Here is a 20,475-nt window from a genome sequence, read left to right as displayed (position 1 = left end):
GCCTTCGCTGAAGTTGACTTGAGCGTCGATGATAAAGCGCAGGCGGCAGTGTTCAGAAGATGATCGGCGTATCAGATCCGACCCTTGCCCCCAGCGAAGGCCGAGTGCCGGGGACACTCCGATCAAGCCAAGGTCTGCGCGCGGTACACCAGCACTTTGAGCGAGCGCTCTGGCGACACGTCGGCAAACACCGCCGGGTTGGCCACACGCTCCAGCCATTGCAGTTCGGGGGCGAGTTCCTGCATCTGGTCCTGCAAAAAGGCCAGGCCCAGCTCAGGCGCATTGAGGCACAGCAGCACATGGCCGCCCGGGGTCAGCAGGTCGGGCAGGCGGCGCATCAGGCGGGCGTAGTCCTTGGTGGCCACGAAGCTGCCTTTTTGGTAGCTGGGCGGGTCCACGATGATCAGCTCGTAGGGGCCCGCGCGGTTGATCTTGCCCCAGGTGCTGAAGATGTCGTGCGCCAGAAAACTCACGCCATCGGTGATGCCATTGAGCTGGTGGTTTTGCTGGCCAATGGCCAAAGCGCCATGGCTCATGTCCAGGTTCAACACCTGGCGCGCGCCGGCCTGGCGCGCCACCACGGAAAAAGCACAGGTGTAGGCAAACAGGTTCAGCACCTTGAGCCGGGGGTGGGTCGCCACCTGCGCCTGGACGTGTTCGCGCACCCAGCGCCGGCCTTCGGCCATGTCCAGGAACAGACCGTGGTTCTGGCCCCTGAGCACGTGGACGCGGTAGTTCAGGCCCTGTTCGCTGACCTGGTGTGGCTCGGGCACGGCACCGGCCATGAGGCGGGTCTCGCTGCGGCCTTCGTGGCGGCACTGGTAGACCCAGTTCAGCGGGCGATCCGCGGGCTGGCTTTGCCAGCGCTGCGTCAGGGCGTCCTGCACCGCGGCCAGCTCCGCCTCGCTGGCAGGTTGGAAGCTGGTCAGCACCCAGACCGGGGGGAAGGCGTCGAGCACCCAGTGCTCGCAGCCGGGGTACAGGCCACCCCGGCCGTGGAACACGCGCTGGGCATCGGTGGGGTTCAGGTCCATCGTGGCGATGGCGTCGAGCAAGGCTTGCATGGCAGTCGGCAAAGAAATGAATCAGCCCGGCGGGTGCGGCACAGGGGCCGCCCGGGGCCGGGCTGGGGGCTGGGCCCGGGGGAGGTCAGCTCGCGTCAGGCTTGGCGGCGCGGGGGCGACGCGGGCGGGCCGGGGCTTTGCGCGCAGGCTCGGGCGTGGCTTCGGTGGCGGGTGTGGCCACGACAGCCACGGGCTCGGCCACGGGCGCCGCCGCAGCGGGCGAGGTCGGTTCAGCGTCCACGGCGGAGGCGGCGCTGTTGCGCTGGCCGGCGCCGCGTGGGCTGTTGCGGCCACCACGGGCGCGGCGCTTGGCCGGGGCGCTGTCTTCGCTCACGGCGGTGGGCGCAGGCGCTGGCGTGGGTTCGGCCTCGGGGGCTGCCGCCTGGGCCCGCGCGGGGGCGGGCGCTGCTGCTGGGGCGTCATCCTCGTCCAGGTCCTGCGGCAGGCCTTGCAGGGCGGCGCTGGCACGGCCACGGCCTGTGCTGCGCCCCCGGCCGCCGCGCGGTCGCCCGGTCAGCGGACTTTCGTGCGCGTCCGGGTCTTGCGGCTGGGCTTCGTCGTCGTCTTGCAGGCGGGGGGTGTCCAGGCCGGTGGCGATCACCTCGTCGTCGCTGACGCTGGGGGCCGGGCGTTGGGCCGGTTGCGGCGCAGGCGCGGGGGCAAAAGCCTCGGGCGGGAAGTAGCGCGACACCGGGCGTTCAACCGCCTCCAGCACGGGCGAGAACTCATGGCGCTCCGCGCGCTCACCGCGTTCGCCACGGTCTGCACGATCGGACCGGTCCTGGCGTGCCGGGCGTTCTTGCCGCTCTGGCCGTTCGCTGCGCTCGCCGCGTTCGGGGCGGTCTTGGCGTTCCGTGCGCTCGCCACGGTCTGGGCGATCGCCGCGTTCGCTGCGCTCATGGGCGCCATCAGTGCGCGGGCCGGTTTGGCCAGCGGCCACCGGGGCGGCGCCACCGCTGCTGCGGTACACATAGGCTCCCGACTTTTCGTCGCGGCCAAACTCCATCAGGCCCCGCGCCTGGGCTTCTTCGAGCAGGTTGCCAAAGGCGCGGAAGCCGAAGTAGTTCTCGTTGAAGTCGGGGCGGCGGCGCTTGATGGCTTCCTTGAGCACCGAGGCCCAGATCTTGCCGCCATCGCCGCGTTCGGCCATGAGCGCGTCAAAGGTCTCGGCAGCCATTTCCACCGCCTGGGTGCGGCGGGCTTCCAGTGCATCCTTGCGGTGGCGCTCTTCTTCCGGCGTGCGGCGTGCGGCCGGTGGCGCATCGGCGGCGGGCTGGCGGCGTGCCAGGGCGCGCTGCTTTTCGCGCACCAGGTCGTCGTAGAAGATGAATTCGTCGCAGTTGGCGATCAGCAGGTCCGAGGTGGACTGCTTGACGCCCACGCCGATCACTTGCTTGTTGTTCTCGCGCAGCTTGGACACGAGGGGCGAAAAATCAGAGTCGCCGCTGATGATCACAAATGTGTTGACGTGGGACTTGGTGTAGCAGAGGTCCAGCGCATCCACCACCAGGCGGATGTCGGCCGAGTTCTTGCCGGACTGGCGCACATGGGGGATTTCGATCAGCTCGAAATTGGCCTCGTGCATGGTGGCTTTGAAGCCTTTGTAGCGCTCCCAGTCGCAATAGGCCTTTTTGACCACGATGCTGCCCTTGAGCAGCAAGCGCTCCAGGATGGGTTTGATGTCAAACTTTTCGTAGTTGGCGTCGCGCACGCCAAGGGCCACGTTTTCAAAGTCGCAGAACAGCGCCATGCTGACGTTGTCGGGTGGGGTCGCCATGGGGTTCTCCGGTGGATAGCAGCCTGGATCATCACACGGTTTCAGGTGTGTGCGGTCCGGGGCAGGGGGTGGGTGGTTCAAGTGGCCTTGCGGCGCGGGGTTTTGGCGGGGCTGGTGGACGCCTTGCCTGGGGGCTTGCTGGCCACCTTGGCGCCGGGTTTGGTGGCCTTGGGGGCTTTGAGGCTGGCTTGCTCCAGCCACAGCAAGGTGTCGACCTGGGACACCAGGTGCTCCAGGTAAGCCGGCGAGAGCTTGCGCAGCAACTCCAGCGAGCGCAGCAGCAGCATCTGCGAGTTGAAGGGCCCGGCCTGGTCGGGTGCCTGGGCCAGGGCCTGGCTCACGCGCTGCTCGGCGCGCAGCCGGGTCCAGCCCGGGCGGAAGCGGGTGGCGCTCTTGAGTTCGGGCAGGCCATCCCGGCGCAGCACTTCGCCGTCGCTGGGGACTTGGGCGCTGGCCTGCTCCAGGTACTGGGTCAGCGCCACCAGCGGGCGGCTGCCCGGCGCTGCTGGCCGGGCCAGGCGCTGCCGTCGCAGCGCAGGCCAATCCTGGGCTGCCAACAGGCGGGCCAGCTCGCGCGCGGCCTCAGGGGCGCTGGGCTCGAGTGCGCTCAGGCGGGCCTGGGCCTCGCTGCGCGCCTGCGCGACTTGGGCTTGCAAATCGAGCAGGCCCTGCTCCAGCCGGGGCTGCAAGCGCGCCGCACGGTGCGCAGGGGCCTGGGCGATGCGCTGGGCCAACAGGGTCAGGTAGTGAAAGCGCAGGGGCTCCAGGCGGTCCGCGCCCTGGGCCCGCAGCGCGTCCAGCGGGGCCTGGTGGGGCGTCGCCGGGTTGCCTGGCGCGGGCGGGGCAGCGGGCGCGGCGCTGCCGGGCCAGGGCGGTGGGGGCAGGGGCGTGGGCTCGCTCATGGGCTTGGCGTGGGGCAGTCCAGGGCTTCAGGGGCGCGCGGTCTGCGGCGAGGCCGCCTTGGCCGCTTTGGGCACCGGGGCCATCTCGACACGGCGGTTCAGGCTGCGGCCACGCTCGTCGCTGTTGGCGGCCACGGGTTGTTCCGCGCCAAAGGCGGCGGCAAACAGCAAGGGCGAGGGCATGCCCTCTTCGATCAGGGCCCGGGTCACGGTGAGTGCGCGTTGGGCCGACAGCTCCAGGTTGTCGCTGAAGCGGCGGTTGCCGTCCTGGATCGGGCTGTCGTCGGTGAAGCCGCTGACCATCAGCATTTCGTCGCGCTCCCCCAGGTACACGCGCAGGGGCTGTACCAAGGTCTTGAGCAGCTGACGGCCCTCGGGGCGCAGCTGGTCTGAGTTGAGCGGAAACAGCACGCTGCCACTGATGCCGATGCGACCGTTGTTCAGGGTCACACGGCCACTTTGCAGGGGGATGGCCAGGGCTTTTTCCAGCGCCATGCGCCGGGTTTCTTCAACCTTGCGCTTCTCCACCTCGGCTTGCAGGCTGGCGGTCAGGTCGATCTGCACCAGCAGCACGCCCATGAGGATCAGCACAAAAGCGCCCAGCAGGCCGGACATCAAATCGCCAAACACGGCCCAGACCGGGGCACTGGGCTCCAGGCTGTCTTCGCGTTCTTCGAGCTCGCTCATCCCGCGCTTCCTTCAGCGCTGGCCTGGCGGGCCGGCAGTTGGCGCAGGTCTTCGACAATGCCGCGCTGGGCTGCGATGCTGAGGTCGATCACCTCGCGCGCCTGGGCCACGTAGTAGGCCAGTTGTTCGTCGCTGCGGCTGCTGGATTGGGCCAGGGTGGCTTCGATGCGCTGCAAGGCGTCGATCAATTGCCCGTTGCTGTTGCTGAACAGCTGCACGCCTTGCTGGAAGGCGCCGCCCAGGCTGGCCAGCTCGATGGCGCTGCTGCTGAGGTCGGCCGACAGCATCTCGGCGCGCTGGGCTTGCAGGCCCAGGCTGTCGGCCACGCGGGCACTGGCCTGTTCCAGCAAGGCCAAGGCCTGGGTGCTGAGCGCGCTGACGGCCTGGCCGTGGTCGCCGGCATGGGCTTCCAGGGCTTGCAGCAGCGTGCCCAGGCGCTCCATCAAGGCCACGCGCTCGCTCAGGGCCTGTTGGTCGCGCTGGCTCAGTTGGCTGACCTGCTCACGCAGTTGCAGCAGCAGCTCGCTGGCGGCCTGGGGGACTTCGGCCGCAGTCTGCATGAGGCGGCTCATGGGGGCCTCCAGCGACTGGCCCAGGTTGCTCAGGTGCTGGGCCACGGCGGCTTCCAGGGCGCCCAGGCGCTCCAGCGCGGCTTGGCCGCGCTCGGCCTCGTCGGTGCGCAGGCTGCTGAGTTCGCCGCGCCACAGCTCGGCCATCTGGCCCAGGTGTTGGCGGTGTTGCTCGGCCCACTGCGCCTCGGAGGCGCTGCGCGCCTGGCTGAAGGCCTCGGACTGCTGCAACAGGGTGTGCAGCGCCGCCAGGGTTTGTTCGGCCTGGGCTTGGCTTTGCTGGCTGATCTGGCTGGCCGTCGCCTGCAACTGGGTGCTGACGGCTTGTTGCAGTTGGCCCAGCTCGGCCGTGGCGGCCTGGTGGCGTTGGGCTTCTTCGGCGCGCAGGGCGCTGAACTCGCTGCGCCACAGCTGCGCCATCTGGTCCAGGTGCTGGCCTTGTTGCTGCGCCCATTGGGCTTCGGCGGCACGGCGCTGGCTGGCCAGGGCTTCGGCCTCGCTGCTGAGCTGTTGCAAGGCGGCCAGGGTGCGTTCGGCTTCGGCGCGGCTTTGGGCGCTGACTTGGGCCACGGTGGCTTGCAGCTGCTGGCTGACGGCTTCCTGCACCTCGCCCCACTGGGCCAAGCCGGCCTGGCTGCGCTGGGCTTCTTCGGCCCGCAAAGCACTGAATTCGCTGCGCCACAGCTGGGCCATCTGGTCCAGGTGGGCCCCTTGTTGCTGCGCCCATTGGGCCTCGGCAGCCCGGCGCTGGCTGGCTTGGGCCTCGGCCTGGGTGCTGAGGGCTTGCAGGGCGGCCAGGGTGCGTTCGGCCTCGGTGCGGCTCTGGGCGCTGATCTGGGTCACCGTGTCTTGCAGGCCTTGTGCCAGCGCCTGGGCGGTGTCTTGCAAAGACAGGCCCGTCGCCTGGTGCAAGGCCTGGACCTGGGCATCCCGGGCTTGCAGGTCGGCTTGCCAGTGCGCGGTCTGGTCTTGCAAGGCCTGGGTCCACCGGGCCAGGCGAGCCTGGTCGCTCTCGGCCCAAGCGGCCTGGGCCTGGGTGGCATTCGCCTGCACGCCGCTGAGCAGGCGCTCGGCGCTGTGCTCAAAGCCGCTGGTGAAGCGGGTCAGTTGCTGGTCCAGCTGGCCCAGCACGCGATCGCCTTGCTGCTGTTGCTGGTCCAGGGCCTGGCTCCAGCCCTGGGCCAGTTGCTGGGCGGTCTGGCCCAGTTGCTGGCTCATGCCATCCAACTGCGCCTGGGCGATGCCACCCAGACGGGTGTGCAGTTCGCGGGACGAGGCCACGACCTCGGCCATGGCGGCTTCCACCACGGGCTTGAGGCTGTCGCCAGCCAGGCGGGCGCTTTCAGACAGGCTGTTTTTCAGGGCCGCGCCGACCGAGCTGGCGAGCTCGGTGTAGGCCGTGCTGGCCTGTTGGTGAAAGGCTTGCTGCTGGGCCAGCAGGCGCTGGCTGAGCTGCTCGCTGCTGTGCTGCACCTGGGCCATCAAGGCTTGCAGACCGTCCACGGCAGCGGGCAGGGCGCTGGCCTGCACCTGCAGGACGCGCAGGGTCTCCTGGCGCTGGTGGGCCAGGCTCTGGGGGCGGAAGTGGGTGCTGATCTGGGCGTCGAGTTGGCGCAGCACCGCCAGGCGCTCGCGCCGGCTCAGGGCGGACAGCAGGCCCAGCAGGGCCGAGCTGGCCACACCCGCCACCGAGGTGCCGAAGGACAGGCCCAGGCCCTTGATGGGGGCGGCCAGCGCGGAGCGGATGGCCAGCAGGTCACTCGAGCCTTCCAGTGCGAACAGCGCGCCCTTGAAGGTCATGACCATGCCCAGGAAGGTCCCCAACATGCCCAGCATGACCAGCAGGCCCACCAAGTAAGGCGTCAGCGCCGGGCCGGGCAGGGGCACGCGCTCCCCTTCAATGCGTTGGCGCAGGGCCGGGCGCAGGGCGGCGGGCAGGCTGGCCAGCCAGTCGTCCAGGCCGGGGGCTGGGCGGCCCGCCTCGCCAGACAAGGCCTTGAGGCCCTGGCCCAGGGCTTGGCTGGCCTGGTTGTAGCGGTGCAGCTCCAGGGCGCCCAGACCGTAGACCAGGGTGATCAGGGCGGTGACGGCCAGGGCCAGGCTGTTGCTGTCCCAAAAGCCCATCCCGACCCAGGCCAGGGTCAGCAGACCGATGGCAAACAGCACAGCGAAAACAATCCGGTGGTTCATGGGGACGACTTGACCTCGTTCTTGAATGCTTCAATCAGGCCCACAAGGGGCTGGAGACGGACCTCGAGCTCAGCCAGCAACACGTCTTGCATGTCCTGGCGGAAGCCGGCCTGCCACGGCGGGGCCGGGGCGGCGAGCAGGGCCGACACGGGGTCGGCGCCCTCGGGCGGGGATTCGGTGGCGCTGGCCTGGGCCTGGCGCAGTTGTTCAAAGCGCTTTTCCAGCAGCGATGGCACTTTGGGCAGCAGTTTTTCAGCCCGCGCGTCCAGCGTGGCGCCCAGGGCCACGTCCAGGGTGGCGAGTTGGCGTAGCGCCGGCGTGGCGCCAAACAAGGCCTGGCGGACTTGGCCCCGCAGGGCGTTGACGCGGGTGTCCATCAGGTGCTGCAGGGCCTGGTAGCGCTGCTTGAAGACGGGCCAGCTCAGCTCGGGTTCCTCGGCCAGCGGGCTGTGCGCGCTTTGGAAGCGGCTCAGCCGAGCGGGCTTGGGCGCCGGGGCGGGGCTGGTGCGTTCGTGGATGGCTTGGCTCAAGGTCTGGTGCAGGCGCTCCAGGGCCTGCACCAGCGCGCGGGCGCTGTCCTCGGTGGGCGCGACACCGGGCTCCTGCCCTGAGGCCTTGATGGTTTGGTGGGCGGCGTGCAGGTTGACGGCATCGAACACGCCCAGCCAGGGGCTCAGACGCTGCGCCAGGTCGTGCTCAGCGGGACCCACCTCTTGGTGGGTCCAGGCACTGAGCAGGCGAACCAGGCGCGAACTGCTGAAACTGCTTGGCAAAACCATTCCTTCGCCGGCCCGGTGGGCTGGCACATGCATCGTCTTGGGGGTGAGGGCCCGGCGGACCGCGACCTCTTCTTGCGGGGCGGGACGGAGGGCGTTGGGGCGCCTGGCGGCGCACCGGCATGCCAGCGCGCCCGGGGCCACGGTATGGGCCGCAGGCCTGGCCCGCCGCTTGTTGAGCGGTGTCAAGTGCCGTGTGGCCGGTTCCTCCCTGCCAGTTGGCAAGCCTTCTATTATCTCCCGGGTGCTTTGGCCTGCCGCCGTGGCCCGGGCTGGGGCCCAGGCGAGCGCGGGCAGAGCCTGATTTTTCTCACTGTTTCATCGATTTGTTGGCTCTCTTTCTTCCTGTTCATGATCCATTCCCCGCGCTGTGTCCCCCGACTGAGCCTTGCCCTGTGCATGCTTTTGCCTCCCGCCGCCCTGATGCCGCTGCTGTGTGCGTGGAGCGGGGTGTCCTATGACGAACTCGGGCGGTCCAGCGAGGCCTTGCAGCGGGTGGTCATTCCACTGGAACTCTTGTCCCTGCTGTGGCTGCTGCTCATCACCCGGTGGGCTGGCTGGTGGCCCGGACGGCTTCAGGTCGGCCCGTTTGCCAGGCTGCCCCGGGTCTTCTGGAGCCTGCCCGTGTTGTGGGGTGTGGCCTGTGCGCAACGCCTGGGCGCTGTCGCTTGGCCCGAGATCGACGCGGCCGAGGTGGCCTGGCTGCTGCTGGCCACGGCCCTGGTGGGGCTCACCGAAGAGCTCATGTTCCGCGGCTTGGTGGTGTGGGCCGCCCGGGGCGGGCGATCGGGTCGTGCGTGGTTGGAGTGCCGCGCCTTGTGGGCCAGTGCGTTTGCCTTTGGCCTGTTCCACTTGCCGAACGTGGCTTCCGGACAGGCCCTGGCGCTCACCGGCGTGCAGGTGCTGATGGCCACGCTGATGGGCGTTATTTTTTTCCTGGCCCGGCGATTGTCGGGCGGGCTGTGGCTGCCGGTGCTGATGCACTGGGCCTGGGACTTTTCCACCATCGCGATGCAGCGCTCGGCGTCGCTCGGGCCGGCGGAACTGTCTGGTGCGGCCTGGGCAGCCGGCTTGAACGGCCTGCTGGCCCTGGGCGCCTTGCTGAGCCTGGGGTGGTTCAGCCTGCGGGAGCGCTCAGGCGGTTTTTGAGGCTCACAGCTTCTTGAAGGTGTGCAACTGGTCCTTGCGCAGCACATGGACGCCAAAGAACAGGCCCCCCGCACTGGTGGCCTGGGTCATGTCCCCGGCGATGCGCACCAGCACCTGGCTGTCGGTTTCTTCGATCAGGTCAGCGTGGTGCACATAGATCAGGCTGGCTGGTATGAGGCCTGAGGGTTTGCCGCCCACCAGGTGCAGGCTGCCCACCTGCACATCCTGGCCGCGGGACTTCAACTCGCCCCGGCTGCCACGCTCGATCAACTGGTTCAACACGTCGGCCCCGGCCAGCAGGTCGGCGCGCACCGCGTTCAGCACCTCGGCGCTGGGTTGCTTGATCTGATCGGGTGAGTAGGTGCCGGGCACGTGGTACTGGTAGCGTCCCACCCAGCCCGGCCCGCTGAGGTGGTAGATCAGGGTCAGCCGGTATTGGTCGTCACTGCACTCCTGCAAGGTCACAAAGGGCTGCAGGGTCAGGTAGCCCCCGATGGCGCGCCAGTAGGGGCGGTCTTGCAGGGTCTGGAGCGCGATGCGGTACGGGTCCACAGGGGCCAGGCGCTCTTCAAAAGACTGGGCGGTGTGGCTGTTGAGCGCCGAGGTGATGGCCTCGGCCACAAAGGGGACGGGCATCAGCAGGCCCACCGCGTTCTCCTCGGGCAGCAACACAAACTGGGTGTGGGGCACGGGCTTGGCCTGGTCGGGCAAGGCCTCGGGCAGGGACTTGCTGACCGTCAGCCCTTTTTGCAGGGCGTCGCCTGCCATGGGAACACTGGCTTGCATGGAGGTGCAAGCGGCCAGCCAGAGTGTGCAGAGCAGGGTGGCCGAGGCCAGGCGCAGGGACATGGTGGGTGGAGGCGTTGAATGTGTGACTTTGTTACTTTACCGCGCCCAGGCCGCCCGACCCCCTTCAGGGCCGCCAGGCTGCGTTCAGCCGCGCAGGCCGCCCTGGGTTAGAGTCCAGCGCTGCGCGCCATCCCACCATGCGGTCAGGGGTGCCGCTTCATTTGTCTGATGAGCTGAGCCATGAACCGACTGCAATCCGAACTGCAACGCCTCTACGCGATCCCGCCTGTGCCCGCCGAGGTGGCCCTGCCGCCGCGCGCCCTGGTGCTGGAGCTGGCCCGTCCGGCTGACTGGAGCGCCTTGTCCGCCGTCTGGGTGGGGGTTCAAGCCGACCTGGCCTTGCCCGCGCCGGCCATCGCCATCAATGGCGTGGACGCCTACCAGCTCTGGTTCTCCCTGGCCGAGGCCGCAGAACCGGCGCAAGCCCAGGCGTTTCTGGACGCCTTGTGCCAGCGTTACCTGGCCGACATCGTGCAACGCCGCCCGCAGCGCCTGAGCCGCTGGCCACGCACCGAGGGGGGGCTGGCTGCCGCGCTGCCCGCCTTGCCCCGCGAGCAAGGTGACAGCGGCCTGTGGTCGGCCTTTGTGGCGCCGGACCTGGCCGCGGTGTTTGGCGACGAGCCCTGGTTGGACCTGCCGCCCGGCATCGAAGCCCAGGCCGACCAACTCTCGCGCCTGAGCCCCATCCAAGCGGCCGACTTTGAACGTGCCCTGGCCGAGCTGCAGAGCGAAGCCGCGGCCGCGGCGCCCGGCCCATTGGCCCCATCGGCCTCGCCGGCTGGGTCGGGGGCAACGCCCCCTGCGCATGCCGCTTCCCTACCAGCCCTGCAGTTGGTCGACCTGCCCGTGACCCAAGACCCCCGGGCCTTTTTGTTGTCGGTCATGAACCACCCCGGCCTGGACCTGGCCTGGCGCCTGGATGCGGCCAAGGCCTTGTTGGGCAGCGCCTGATCCCACCCCCGGGGGCCTGCTGCCGTTGACGGCGCGGTGGCCCCTGTGCCGCCCTCTGCAAGACCCGGGCGCCGGTGCTAAAGTGCGCCGCAGCTGCCCGACCGGTGGCGCCGGTGCCGCGCCGGTGCGTGGCGGGTGGCTGCCACGGAGACACCATGAGCGACACGCCCGAATCAGACCGTCCAGAGCAGACGGCGCCCCAAGCCCCCCTCAAACACCGATCAGCCACCCTGTACGAAGGCACCATCCGCGCCACCACGCGGAGCTTTTTGTACGCCTTGGGCCAGGACGACGAGGACATCGAACGCCCGCATGTGGGCGTGTTCCACACGGGCGGCGAGATGAGCCCCTGCAACCTCAACCTGCGCGAGCAGGCCCAGCACGCCAAGACCGGCATTTACGCCGCCGGCGGCACGCCCCATGAATGCCCCGTGGTGTCGGTCAGCGACGGGCTGACCATGGCGCATTCGGGCATGCGCTTTTCGCTGGTCTCGCGCGAGCTGATCGCGGACAGCGTGGAAGCCTCGGTGCGGGGCCACCAGTGGGACGGTATTTTTGGCATCGGCGCCTGCGACAAGAACCTGCCTGGTCTGATGATGGGCATGGTGCGCTGCAACGTGCCCAGCGTGTTCGTGCATGGTGGCTCGGCCCTGCCAGGGCAAATGCCCGGGCCCGAGGGGCGCGACCTCAACGTGGTCGACACCTACGAAACCATTGGCCAGGTGCTGGCAGGCCAGGCCACGCCCGAGCAACTGGCCGAGGTCAGCCACGCCTGCCTGCCTTCGGCAGGTGCCTGCGCGGGGCAGTTCACGGCCAACACCATGGGCATGGTCAGCGAGGCCCTGGGCCTGGCGCCGATTGGCTCCAGCATGGTGCCGGCGGTGTTCAGCGAGCGGGCGCCCCTGATGCGCCGCGCCGCACGCCAGTTGATGAGCGCGGTGCACGCCACGCTCACCGGCGGGGCGCCGCTGCCGCGCGACATCGTGACGCGCCAGGCGCTGGAGAATGCCTGCGCCGTGGTCTCGGCCACGGGCGGTTCGACCAACGCGGCCCTGCACATCCCCGCCATCGCGCACGAGGCCGGCATCCGCTTTCACCTCGACGACGTGGCCGAGGTGTTCGCCCGCACCCCGCTGATCGCCGACCTGCGCCCCGGTGGGCGCTACCTGGCGCGCGACGTGCACTACATCGGCGGTGCCGGCGTGATCCTGCGCGAGCTGTTGGCCGGGGGCTTTTTGCATGGGGACGTGCTGACCTTCACAGGCCGCACCCTGGCCCAGGAGTTGGCCGATGCCAACGAGCCCGATGGCCGCGTAGTGCGCCGCCTGGCGGATGCGCTGAGCCGCGATGGCGGCCTGGCCGTGCTCAAAGGCAATCTGTGCCCGGACGGGGCGCTGCTCAAGACAGCGGGCCTCAAGACCCTGGTGCACAGCGGTCCGGCCCGGGTGTTCGAGAACGAAGAAGAAGCCCAGGCCGCCGTGCAGGCCATGCGCTACGAGCGCGGCGATGTGATCGTGATCCGCAACGAGGGCCCCAAGGGCAGCCCCGGCATGCGCGAGATGCTGGGCATCACCGCCTTGCTTTATGGCCAGGGCATGGGCGACCAAGTGGCCTTGCTCACCGATGGGCGTTTTTCCGGGGCGACGCGCGGCTTGTGCATCGGCTATGCCGGCCCCGAGGCCGCCGATGGGGGCCCGATTGCGCTGCTGCGCAACGGCGACCTCGTGCACATCGACGCGCGCGCCGGCGTGCGCAGCATCTCGGTGGCGCTGAGCGAAGAGGCACTGGCCCAGCGCGCGGCGGCTCGGGCCGGTGGCGCCGGCCGGTCCGCCCGGCCCTTGGGTGGGGTGCTGGAGAAATACGCCGCCACGGTGCGCCCCAGCCACCAGGGCGCCGTCACCCACTCGGGTGGCGTGGTGTGGCTGCGCGACGAGAGCTGAGTCTGGCGGTTGTTGGTTCAGCGGGGGGGGGCGAGCGCCGCCTTGTCGGCGCTGTGCCCGGGCCGGGGTGGCTCGGCCCGCCCGCCGTCGCCTGGGCCTGAAGCTCAGGCGTGAACCAAAGTTTTTGCTCTTTCGCTATGCGGTTTTGATCGTGGTCTTGGGGGGATGCTCGCCCTAGCATCGCCATCCAACAAAGCGGGGTCTTGAGCCATCCAAGGCGGACTGGGCCTGCATCCGCTTTGAGCACACATTGAACCCCCGTACCGAAAGAAGCTGATGTCCGAGACCCTGCTGGCCGATGCGCCTGCCCAAGTGCTTCCGTCCGTGGCGCCGCCGGCTGCCCCGGGGCGCAGCTTGTCCGAACTGAAGCGACGCGTGACGCTATTGCTGCCAGCGGTGCGTGAAGGCGCTGAAGCGCGTGAGCGGGATCGGGTGCTGCCTCAGGCGCAGGTGCGCTCGTTGGTGGCTGCAGGGCTGCTGACGCTGCGCATCCCCGTGCGCGATGGCGGTCCGGGCGGCTCGGTGCGGGACTTGATCGAATTGGTGATCGACATCGCGGCCGCGGACTCCAATGTGGCTCAGGCGCTGCGCCCTGGCTTTCTGTTTGTGGAGGGCCTGCTCGCAGGCCCGGACGAAGCAGCGCGCCAACTTTGGTGGCCGCGCTGCCTGCGTGGTGATTTCATTGCCAACGCCGGTTGGGAAATTGGTGGGCCCAGCGGGGCGGTGACGACCCAGTTGCGCCGCGAGGGCGATCATTTCCGCGTCACGGGCAGCAAGTACTACAGCACAGGCGGCCTGTATGCCGACTGGATCAGCACGGTGGCGGTCGACGAACAGGGCCAGCCCGTGCGCTTTGTGCTGCCACGGGACCGCGCCGGGCTGGAGCTGCTGGACGATTTTGATGCGATGGGCCAGCGCCTGACCGCCAGCGGTACCACCCACTTGAGCGACGTGCTGGTCCATGAAGCGGACATCGTGCCCAACCCCACCGGTGGGCTCGCCGAAGGCGTGCGCACTGTGGTCACGCCCCTGGCCCAGTTGTTCCTGGGGGCCGTGCTGGCCGGGATTGCCCGCAATGAGCTGCGCGACGCCGTGGCCTTTGCCCAGCAGCACGCCCGGCCCATCAAGCACAGCAGCGCCAGCCGTTCGGTGGACGACCCCTATGTCGAGCTGTCGGTGGGCGAGATCTCGGCCCGTGCTTTGGGGGCTGAAGCGGTGGTGCTGCGGGCTGCCGAGCGCATCGACGCCGCCTGGGGCGCCGATCTGGACCAAGACGCCATCGTGCACGCCTCCATCGACGTGGCACAAGCCCAGTACCTGGCCTCGGAGTCGGCGCTCAAGGCGGCCGAACTGCTGTTTGAAGTGGGGGGCGCCTCCACCACCTGGCGCCGCCATAACCTGGACCGCCACTGGCGCAACGCCCGCACGGTGAGCAACCACAACCCGCGCCTCTGGAAGGCGGCTGTGGTGGGGGCTTGGCACCTCAAGGACGTTCCACCGCCAGCCTCGGGTCTGTTCTGAGCGCTGTCTTTTTTGGGGCGGCCTCTGCTGGCAGCTCCTTGGGGAGCCCCCGGCCAAGTGGTTTGCTCTCACCTGGCGGGTGCCGCCTGGTCATTCATTTACCTTTGTTCCTGAAAGTCCCTTGGCCAAGAAGCCACTGCTGCTCAACGCGTTCAACATGAACAGCGTGGGCCATATCAACCACGGTCTGTGGACCCATCCGCGCGACACCTCGACGCAGTACAACACCCTGGCCTATTGGGTCGAACAGGCGAAATTGCTGGAGCGGGGGCTGTTCGACGGCCTGTTCATCGCCGACATCCTGGGGGTGTACGACAGCTACCAGCAGTCGGTGGAACTGACCCTGCGCGAATCCGTGCAGTGGCCCATCAACGACCCGGCCTTGCTGGTCTCAGCCATGGCGGGGGCGACCCAGCACCTGGGCTTCGGCATCACCACCAACCTGAGCTATGAAGCCCCTTACTTGCTGGCCCGGCGCTTTTCCACGTTGGACCACCTGAGCCAGGGGCGAGTCGGCTGGAACATCGTCACGGGCTACCTCGACAGCGCGGCGCGGGCCATGGGCTCACCCCAGCAGTTGCCGCATGACGAGCGCTACGACCGGGCCGACGAATACCTGGAGCTGCTCTACAAGCTGTGGGAAGGCAGCTGGGAGGAGGGCGCCGTACGCCGCGACAAGGCCGCCCGGGTCTTTGCCGACCCCGCCCGGGTGCACCCGGTGCAGCACCAGGGGCGGTATTTCAAATCCGAGGGCTACCACCTTTGCGAGCCGTCTGTGCAGCGCACCCCGGTGCTGTTCCAGGCGGGCAGTTCCGGGCGGGGCCTGCGTTTTGCAGCGCGCCATGCCGAGTGTGTGTTTGTGTCGATCCAGGACCGCGACAGCACACGTCGCCTGGTGCAGCAGTTGCGTGAAGAACTGCCCCGCGCGGGCCGGGCCCCCGAGGACGTGAAAGTCTTCATGGGCCAGACCGTGATCGTGGCCCCCACCGAAGGCCAGGCGCGCGAGAAGTGGGCGGAATACCGCCGCTACGCCAGCCCCGAGGCCGGCATCCTGCACTTGGCGGCCACCTCAGGCATTGATTTCTCGGCCTATGCTGACGACACCCCGCTGATCCAGCAACAGCCCAGCAATGGCATCCAGAGCGCCATCTCGCGCCTGAGTGGCGGGCGGCTGGACTACACGCTGCGCGATCTGCGCGAGGACCTGGCCCTGGGCGGCCGCTACATGACGGTGGTGGGCGACCCCCAGCAGGTGGCCGACCAGTTGCAGCAATGGGTGGCCGACACCGGCATCGATGGCTTCAACCTGGCGCGCACGGTGTACCCCGAGAGCTTTGTCGACTTCATTGACCTGGTGGTACCGGAGTTGCAAAACCGCGGCCTCTACAAGACCCACTACACCGAGGGCTCGCTGCGCCACAAGCTGTTTGGTCAGGGCCACCACCTCGATGCCCGCCACCCGGGTCGGGCTTACCGCAGGGGGTGACATGGCGCCCTGAGCGCACACGCCTTCCCCATGGTCGATTCCATTTTCTCTACCCATCCCTTCACATCAGGAGTCCCTCATGACGAATCCACTGCCGCTCTTCAAGCGCCCACCCACGACCGAGGCGCGCCGCCGCTGGTTGCAGCAAACCATGGCCTTGGCTGGCACTGGCCTGCTGGGCGGCACCGCCCTGGCGGCGCCAAAAGAAGCACCAGGCACGACCAAGGTGCTCAAGGTCGGCGTGACCACGGGCCCCCATGAACAGGTGTTCGAGGTGGTGCGCAAGGTGGCCGAGCGTGACTACGGTTTGAAGATCGAGATCGTGCCGTTCACGGACTATGTGCGTCCCAACGCCGCGCTGGACGCGGGGGATCTGGACGCCAACAGCTACCAGCACCGACCGTTCCTGGCCGCCCAGATTCGGGCCCGTGGCTACAAGCTGGTGGGCTTTGGTTCCACCTGGATCGGTCCGATCGCGATCTACTCGAAAAAATACAAAAGCCTGAAGGACTTGCCCCATGGCGCCACCATCGCTATCCCGAACGACCCAGCCAACGAAAGCCGGGTCTTGCTCCTGTTGCAGAAAGCCGGTCTGATCAAGCTCAAGCCGGGCATCGACCCGGTGGCGGGCGTCAATGCCACGCCGCGTGACGTGATCGAGAACCCGCGTCAGTTCAAGCTGCTGGAAATCGATGCGGCCCAATTGCCCCGCACCTTGGACGACACCGACGCGTCGGCCATCAACGCCGACTATGCCAACAAGGCCGGCCTGAACCCGGTGCGTGACAGCCTCTTGGTGGAAGACAAGGACGGGCCTTACGCCTGCTTGATTGCGGTGCGTGAACAGGACAAGGATCAGCCCTGGGTGCGCCAACTGGTGAAGGCCTACCAGACCGACGAGGTGCGAGACTTCATCGTCAAAACCTATGCCGGTGGAGTGATCCCAGCCTTTTGACGCCCCGCGCAGGGCCGGAACGCGCCCATGGGCCCTGCGGTCTGTTGACGCGACATCACGGGTCTTCAGCTGTCCAACCCCCGCAGCGCATGCGGGCCCTGGCGCAGTTGCTCGATCAGAAACTGCAGGCACAGGCGCAGCTTGGGTGACTGGGCGGTGCGTGCCGCCGTCACCGCCCACACGTCCGCGCTTTGGGCGTGGTCGGGCAGCAAGCGCACCAGTTGACCTGAGCGCAAAGCGGCCTGCACATCCCATTCCGCCAGCAAGACAATGCCCTTGCCCCCCAGGGCCCACTGGTAGACCACGTCCGCGTGGTTGGAGCCCATGCTGCCGGTGATCTTCACCATGCCAGGTCCTTGGGGGCCCTGCAGGCGCCACACGCCAAAGGCCTGGTGGCGTTCGCGCAGCAGCAGGCATTCGTGACCGGCCAGGTCGGCCAGGCTGCGTGGGGCGCCGCGTCGCGCCAGGTAGCTGGGGGCGGCGCACAGCACGCGCACATTGCTTTTCACAGGGTGGGCGATCAGGTGGGGCTCTTGCACTTCGCCCATGCGCACGTCGATGTCGATGCCTTCTTCCAGCAAGTCCACGGGGCGGTCCAGCAGCTCCAGCCAGATGTCGAGTTGGGGGTAGCGCTCCCCCAGCAAGGCCAGGATGGGGGACAAGTGTTGGCGGCCCAAGCGCAGGCTGGCACTCACGCGCAGCGAGCCGCTGGGCGCGGGTTCTGAATGGGTTTGATCACCCCATTCCGCCGCACTGTCCAGCACGCGGCGCGCCCAGGTGTAGGCGGCTTCGCCCGCTTCGCTGATCACCACCCGCCGGGTGCTGCGGTGGAACAGGCGCACACCCAGGGCTTTTTCCAGGTGGGCGATGCGTTTGGTCACATACGCCCCTGAAATGCCCAGGTCCAGGGCCGCTTGGGCAAAACTGGCACGACGCGCAGCCTGGCAAAACACCTGAAGGTCGACCAGATCCCAATCGGACTTGAGCATGGTTTATTCACCAATCGTTAATTCTGAATGCTTTATTGGCCATGTTGGCCACTGGTTGGTTGACTGTATCGTGCCACCAGCCGCCATCAAGGCGGCCCCCCCCTTGAATTCAGGAGTTCAGCCAGATGACCCGCCAACCGGCCCCCACCACGCCCCCCGCCGCCACCGCCCCCCTGCGCCTGGGCGTGCTGGGCTGTGCCAACATCGCCCGCCAGTTTTGCCGTGACGTTGCGGCCAGTCCCACGGTGCAGGTGGTGGCCGTGGCCAGCCGGCAAGCCGATAAAGCGGCGGACTTTGCCGACACCTTGGGCATTGGGCGTTGGCATGCCAGCTACGAGGCCTTGTTGGCCGACCCCGAGGTCGAAGCCATCTACTTGCCCCTGCCCAACAGCTTGCACGCCGAGTGGGCTGTTCGCGCGGCCCAGGCCGGCAAGCATGTGCTGTGCGAAAAGCCACTGGCCCTGAACCTGAGCGAAGCGCAGGCCATGCACCACGCGGCCCGTGAACACGGTGTGATCTTGCTGGAGGCTTATCCCTATGCCTTCCAGCCACAACACCAGCACCTGCTGGCTTTGTTGGCCGAGGGGGCGATTGGCCAGGTGCGTTCCGTGCAGGCCTGCTTTGGCTTCATGCTGCCGCCCGCGCCGGGCAACATCCGCTTGCAGCCCGACCTGGGCGGAGGGGCCTTGCTGGACGCGGGCAGTTATGCCCTGAGCCTGATCCGCGAGGTGATGGGGCAGGCGCCGGTGCGGGTGCAGGCCGACGCCAGTTGGGCCCCCAGCGGGGTGGACATCAGCCTGATGGCCACCTTGCACTACGCCGACGGGCGCCGGGCTCAATTGTCGTGTGCCATGGACGCGGCCAACCATCGCCGCGCCACCGTGGTGGGCAGCGCTGGCATTTTGGAGACCGAGTTCCTCAACCACACGGCCGCCGTGCCCGACGCCGTGACCGGCTTTTTGCCCAGCCAGATGCGCTTGCGCCGGGGCACGGCCAACTCCCTTGCTTTCGAGGATTTGACGGATGAGTGCGGCAGTGGCTTCCGTTTCGCCGCTGAGGCCTTGGCACGGTGGGTCGTTGCGCCCGATGCGGTGGCCCTGGCCCGCCACGCCCAGGCCAGCCTGGACAACGCGGCCACGCTGGAGGCCCTGGGGCGCAGCGCCCGCTTCGGGCAGGTGGTGGCGCTGCAGGCCTCTTAACGCACCTCGATGCTGCTGGGCGCCAGGCCTCCGCTGCTGATCGAGCCCAAGGCGGTGAGGCCGCAGCCCGATTGGATGGCGTACTGGCTCAGGGTGGCCGACCCTGCATTGGCCACGTAAAGGAACTGGCTGTCGGGGCTGATGGCCAGGCCGGTGGGCAGGCTGCCGGCCGCGATGGCCCCCGAGGCGGCGGCGGTCAGGCCGCTGCTGGTCACCACATAGGGCGACACCGTGCCGTCGCCCCGGTTGCTGACGTAGGCGCATTTGCCGTCCGGGCTCACGCGGATGCCGCGTGGTGTGTTGCCAGTCGCCACCGTGGCCGGGCTCAGCGCGGTCAAGGCGCCGGTGCTGCCGATGCTGTACTGCGCCACCTTGGCGCTGTCGGCCAACACCACATAAACCGTGTTGCTGCCGGGGTCGATGTCCAAGGCGAGTGGCGTCGTGCCCAGCGCGTTGGTGCTGGTGCTGCCGCTGCTCAAGACCGTCAAGGCCCCGTTGCTCACCGCGTAGGGGGTGATGGTGTTGCTGCCCGCGTTGGCCACGTAAGCGTATTTGCCGTTGGCGCTCAAGGCCACGGCATAGGGTGTGCTCTGCGTGTCCACGCTGGCGGGCGACAGTGCCGACAGGGCGCCGCTGCTGGCCACGGCGAACTGCGACAAGCTCTTGTCCGTGTAGTTGGTGACGTACAGGTAGGCGCCACCGCTGCCCACGGCCAGGCCCCGGCTTTCGCTGACCGCCGCCGTGCGCGCGGACAAGGTGGGCACCCCGGTGCTGGACAGGCTGAAGGTGGACACGTTCTTGTCGTCCTGGTGGGCCACAAAGGCCCGGCTGCCGTCGGGGCTCAGGGCCAGGGCCGTGGGCGGGTAGGCGGTGCTGACCACGCCGGCGCTCAAGGCACTCAGACTGCCGCCGGATCCCACGCTGAAGCTGGCCAGGTTGCTGCTGCCGGTGTTGGCGACATAGACCACGTAGCCGCGGCAGACCACACTGACGCTGGTGACGTTGGCGCTGGCCGTGCCGCTGCCGGCGCTGACCAGGCAGGTCTGGCCCGTGGGCTGGCTTTTCACGCTGACGGCATAGCTGCTGACGGCCGTGTCAAAGACAAAGCTGGTGGCGCCCGAGGCGACGCTCTTGGTTTCGGTGCCATTGGCCAGCACCAGGCCGGCCGTGCTCAGGCCGCTGATGCTACCCCCCACGGTGTAGCTGCCGCTGCTGCCGCCACCGCCGCAGGCGGCCAACAGCGCCACCAGCAGGGCACTTGGTACAAAGCGTTTACCAGGTCTTGACAAGTCTGAAATATTCATATTTAAACCAATTTAAAGGACTTTGCGCGAGTATAGGGACGGGCTGAACCCCCCTTCAAAACTCGCCGGGCAGCGCCCGTTCTGGCGCCACAATAGGTGCCCACTTCTGGCCGGCATCTCCGATGGGCCGGTCCTTGCCGACCCGCTGTTTGACCTTTTGTAATGGG

At 68.3% G+C, this 20,475-nt stretch carries 16 protein-coding genes; 7 read left to right on the top strand and 9 right to left on the bottom strand.

Translation table 11 applies throughout. From position 1 onward, the window contains the following. Window positions 1–122: 122 nt before the first annotated feature. The 6 genes from PSQ39_RS11565 to PSQ39_RS11540 form a co-directional block, all read right to left on the bottom strand. The gene (locus PSQ39_RS11565; protein WP_273926922.1) at window positions 123–1,064 is read right to left on the bottom strand and encodes a class I SAM-dependent methyltransferase; all 942 of its coding nucleotides are present in this window, start codon (window positions 1,062–1,064) and stop codon (window positions 123–125) included. An 85-nt stretch (window positions 1,065–1,149) separates the two neighbouring features. Then, window positions 1,150–2,841 (bottom strand): NYN domain-containing protein, encoded by a 1,692-nt coding sequence (locus tag PSQ39_RS11560; protein ID WP_273926920.1) that lies wholly within the window; start codon window positions 2,839–2,841, stop codon window positions 1,150–1,152. A 77-nt stretch (window positions 2,842–2,918) separates the two neighbouring features. Beyond that, on the bottom strand, window positions 2,919–3,743 hold the full coding sequence (locus PSQ39_RS11555) for a DUF2894 domain-containing protein (protein ID WP_273926919.1): 825 nt from the start codon (window positions 3,741–3,743) through the stop codon (window positions 2,919–2,921). A gap of 27 nt (window positions 3,744–3,770) precedes the next feature. Next, the gene (locus PSQ39_RS11550; protein WP_273926918.1) at window positions 3,771–4,430 is read right to left on the bottom strand and encodes an OmpA family protein; all 660 of its coding nucleotides are present in this window, start codon (window positions 4,428–4,430) and stop codon (window positions 3,771–3,773) included. Continuing rightward, window positions 4,427–7,189 (bottom strand): coiled-coil domain-containing protein, encoded by a 2,763-nt coding sequence (locus PSQ39_RS11545; protein WP_273926917.1) that lies wholly within the window; start codon window positions 7,187–7,189, stop codon window positions 4,427–4,429. The genes PSQ39_RS11550 and PSQ39_RS11545 overlap by 4 nt, the downstream gene beginning before the upstream one ends. After that, entirely contained in the window at window positions 7,186–7,962 is a 777-nt protein-coding gene (locus PSQ39_RS11540; protein ID WP_273926915.1) for a DUF3348 family protein, read from the bottom strand. Before PSQ39_RS11540 ends, PSQ39_RS11545 begins: the two co-directional genes overlap by 4 nt. Before the next feature lie 402 nt (window positions 7,963–8,364). On the opposite strand from PSQ39_RS11540, the gene PSQ39_RS11535 reads away from it, so the two are divergent. After that, entirely contained in the window at window positions 8,365–9,114 is a 750-nt protein-coding gene (locus PSQ39_RS11535; protein WP_273926914.1) for a CPBP family intramembrane glutamic endopeptidase, read from the top strand. 3 nt (window positions 9,115–9,117) lie between these two features. Here the strand turns inward: PSQ39_RS11535 and PSQ39_RS11530 are convergent, their stop codons facing one another. Beyond that, window positions 9,118–9,963, bottom strand: a complete 846-nt coding sequence (locus PSQ39_RS11530; protein ID WP_273926913.1) for a hypothetical protein — start codon at window positions 9,961–9,963, stop codon at window positions 9,118–9,120. A gap of 180 nt (window positions 9,964–10,143) precedes the next feature. Between PSQ39_RS11530 and PSQ39_RS11525 the strand changes: the two genes are divergently transcribed. The 5 genes from PSQ39_RS11525 (at window position 10,144) to PSQ39_RS11505 (ending at window position 16,816) form a co-directional block, all read left to right on the top strand. Continuing rightward, window positions 10,144–10,914, top strand: coding sequence for a hypothetical protein (locus PSQ39_RS11525; protein ID WP_273926912.1), 771 nt, complete (start codon window positions 10,144–10,146; stop codon window positions 10,912–10,914). A gap of 155 nt (window positions 10,915–11,069) precedes the next feature. After that, window positions 11,070–12,854: a dihydroxy-acid dehydratase gene (gene ilvD / locus PSQ39_RS11520; RefSeq protein ID WP_273926911.1), complete on the top strand. Its 1,785-nt coding sequence runs from the start codon at window positions 11,070–11,072 to the stop codon at window positions 12,852–12,854. Between the two features lie 276 nt (window positions 12,855–13,130). After that, complete coding sequence (locus tag PSQ39_RS11515; protein WP_273926910.1) at window positions 13,131–14,375, top strand: acyl-CoA dehydrogenase family protein; 1,245 nt, start codon at window positions 13,131–13,133, stop codon at window positions 14,373–14,375. A gap of 121 nt (window positions 14,376–14,496) precedes the next feature. After that, entirely contained in the window at window positions 14,497–15,861 is a 1,365-nt protein-coding gene (locus PSQ39_RS11510) for an LLM class flavin-dependent oxidoreductase (protein WP_273926909.1), read from the top strand. Between the two features lie 79 nt (window positions 15,862–15,940). Beyond that, complete coding sequence (locus tag PSQ39_RS11505) at window positions 15,941–16,816, top strand: MetQ/NlpA family ABC transporter substrate-binding protein (protein WP_273926908.1); 876 nt, start codon at window positions 15,941–15,943, stop codon at window positions 16,814–16,816. 65 nt (window positions 16,817–16,881) lie between these two features. On the opposite strand, the gene PSQ39_RS11500 is transcribed toward PSQ39_RS11505, so the two are convergent. Further along, window positions 16,882–17,805 carry a LysR family transcriptional regulator gene (locus tag PSQ39_RS11500; protein WP_273926907.1) on the bottom strand — a complete coding sequence of 308 codons (924 nt, stop codon included), beginning with the start codon at window positions 17,803–17,805 and terminating at the stop codon, window positions 16,882–16,884. Window positions 17,806–17,930: 125 nt separating this feature from the next. Between PSQ39_RS11500 and PSQ39_RS11495 the strand changes: the two genes are divergently transcribed. Further along, window positions 17,931–19,004, top strand: a complete 1,074-nt coding sequence (locus PSQ39_RS11495) for a Gfo/Idh/MocA family protein (protein ID WP_273926905.1) — start codon at window positions 17,931–17,933, stop codon at window positions 19,002–19,004. Here the strand turns inward: PSQ39_RS11495 and PSQ39_RS11490 are convergent. Beyond that, complete coding sequence (locus tag PSQ39_RS11490; protein ID WP_273926904.1) at window positions 19,001–20,308, bottom strand: lactonase family protein; 1,308 nt, start codon at window positions 20,306–20,308, stop codon at window positions 19,001–19,003. The genes PSQ39_RS11495 and PSQ39_RS11490 overlap by 4 nt on opposite strands. Between the last annotated feature and the right edge of the window lie 167 nt (window positions 20,309–20,475).

Origin of the sequence: Curvibacter microcysteis (assembly GCF_028649455.1) — a bacterium.
Taxonomy (GTDB): domain Bacteria; phylum Pseudomonadota; class Gammaproteobacteria; order Burkholderiales; family Burkholderiaceae_C; genus Curvibacter; species Curvibacter microcysteis.
The sequence above is the reverse complement of the archived record's forward strand: the minus strand, read 5'-3'. Positions and strand labels throughout refer to the sequence as shown.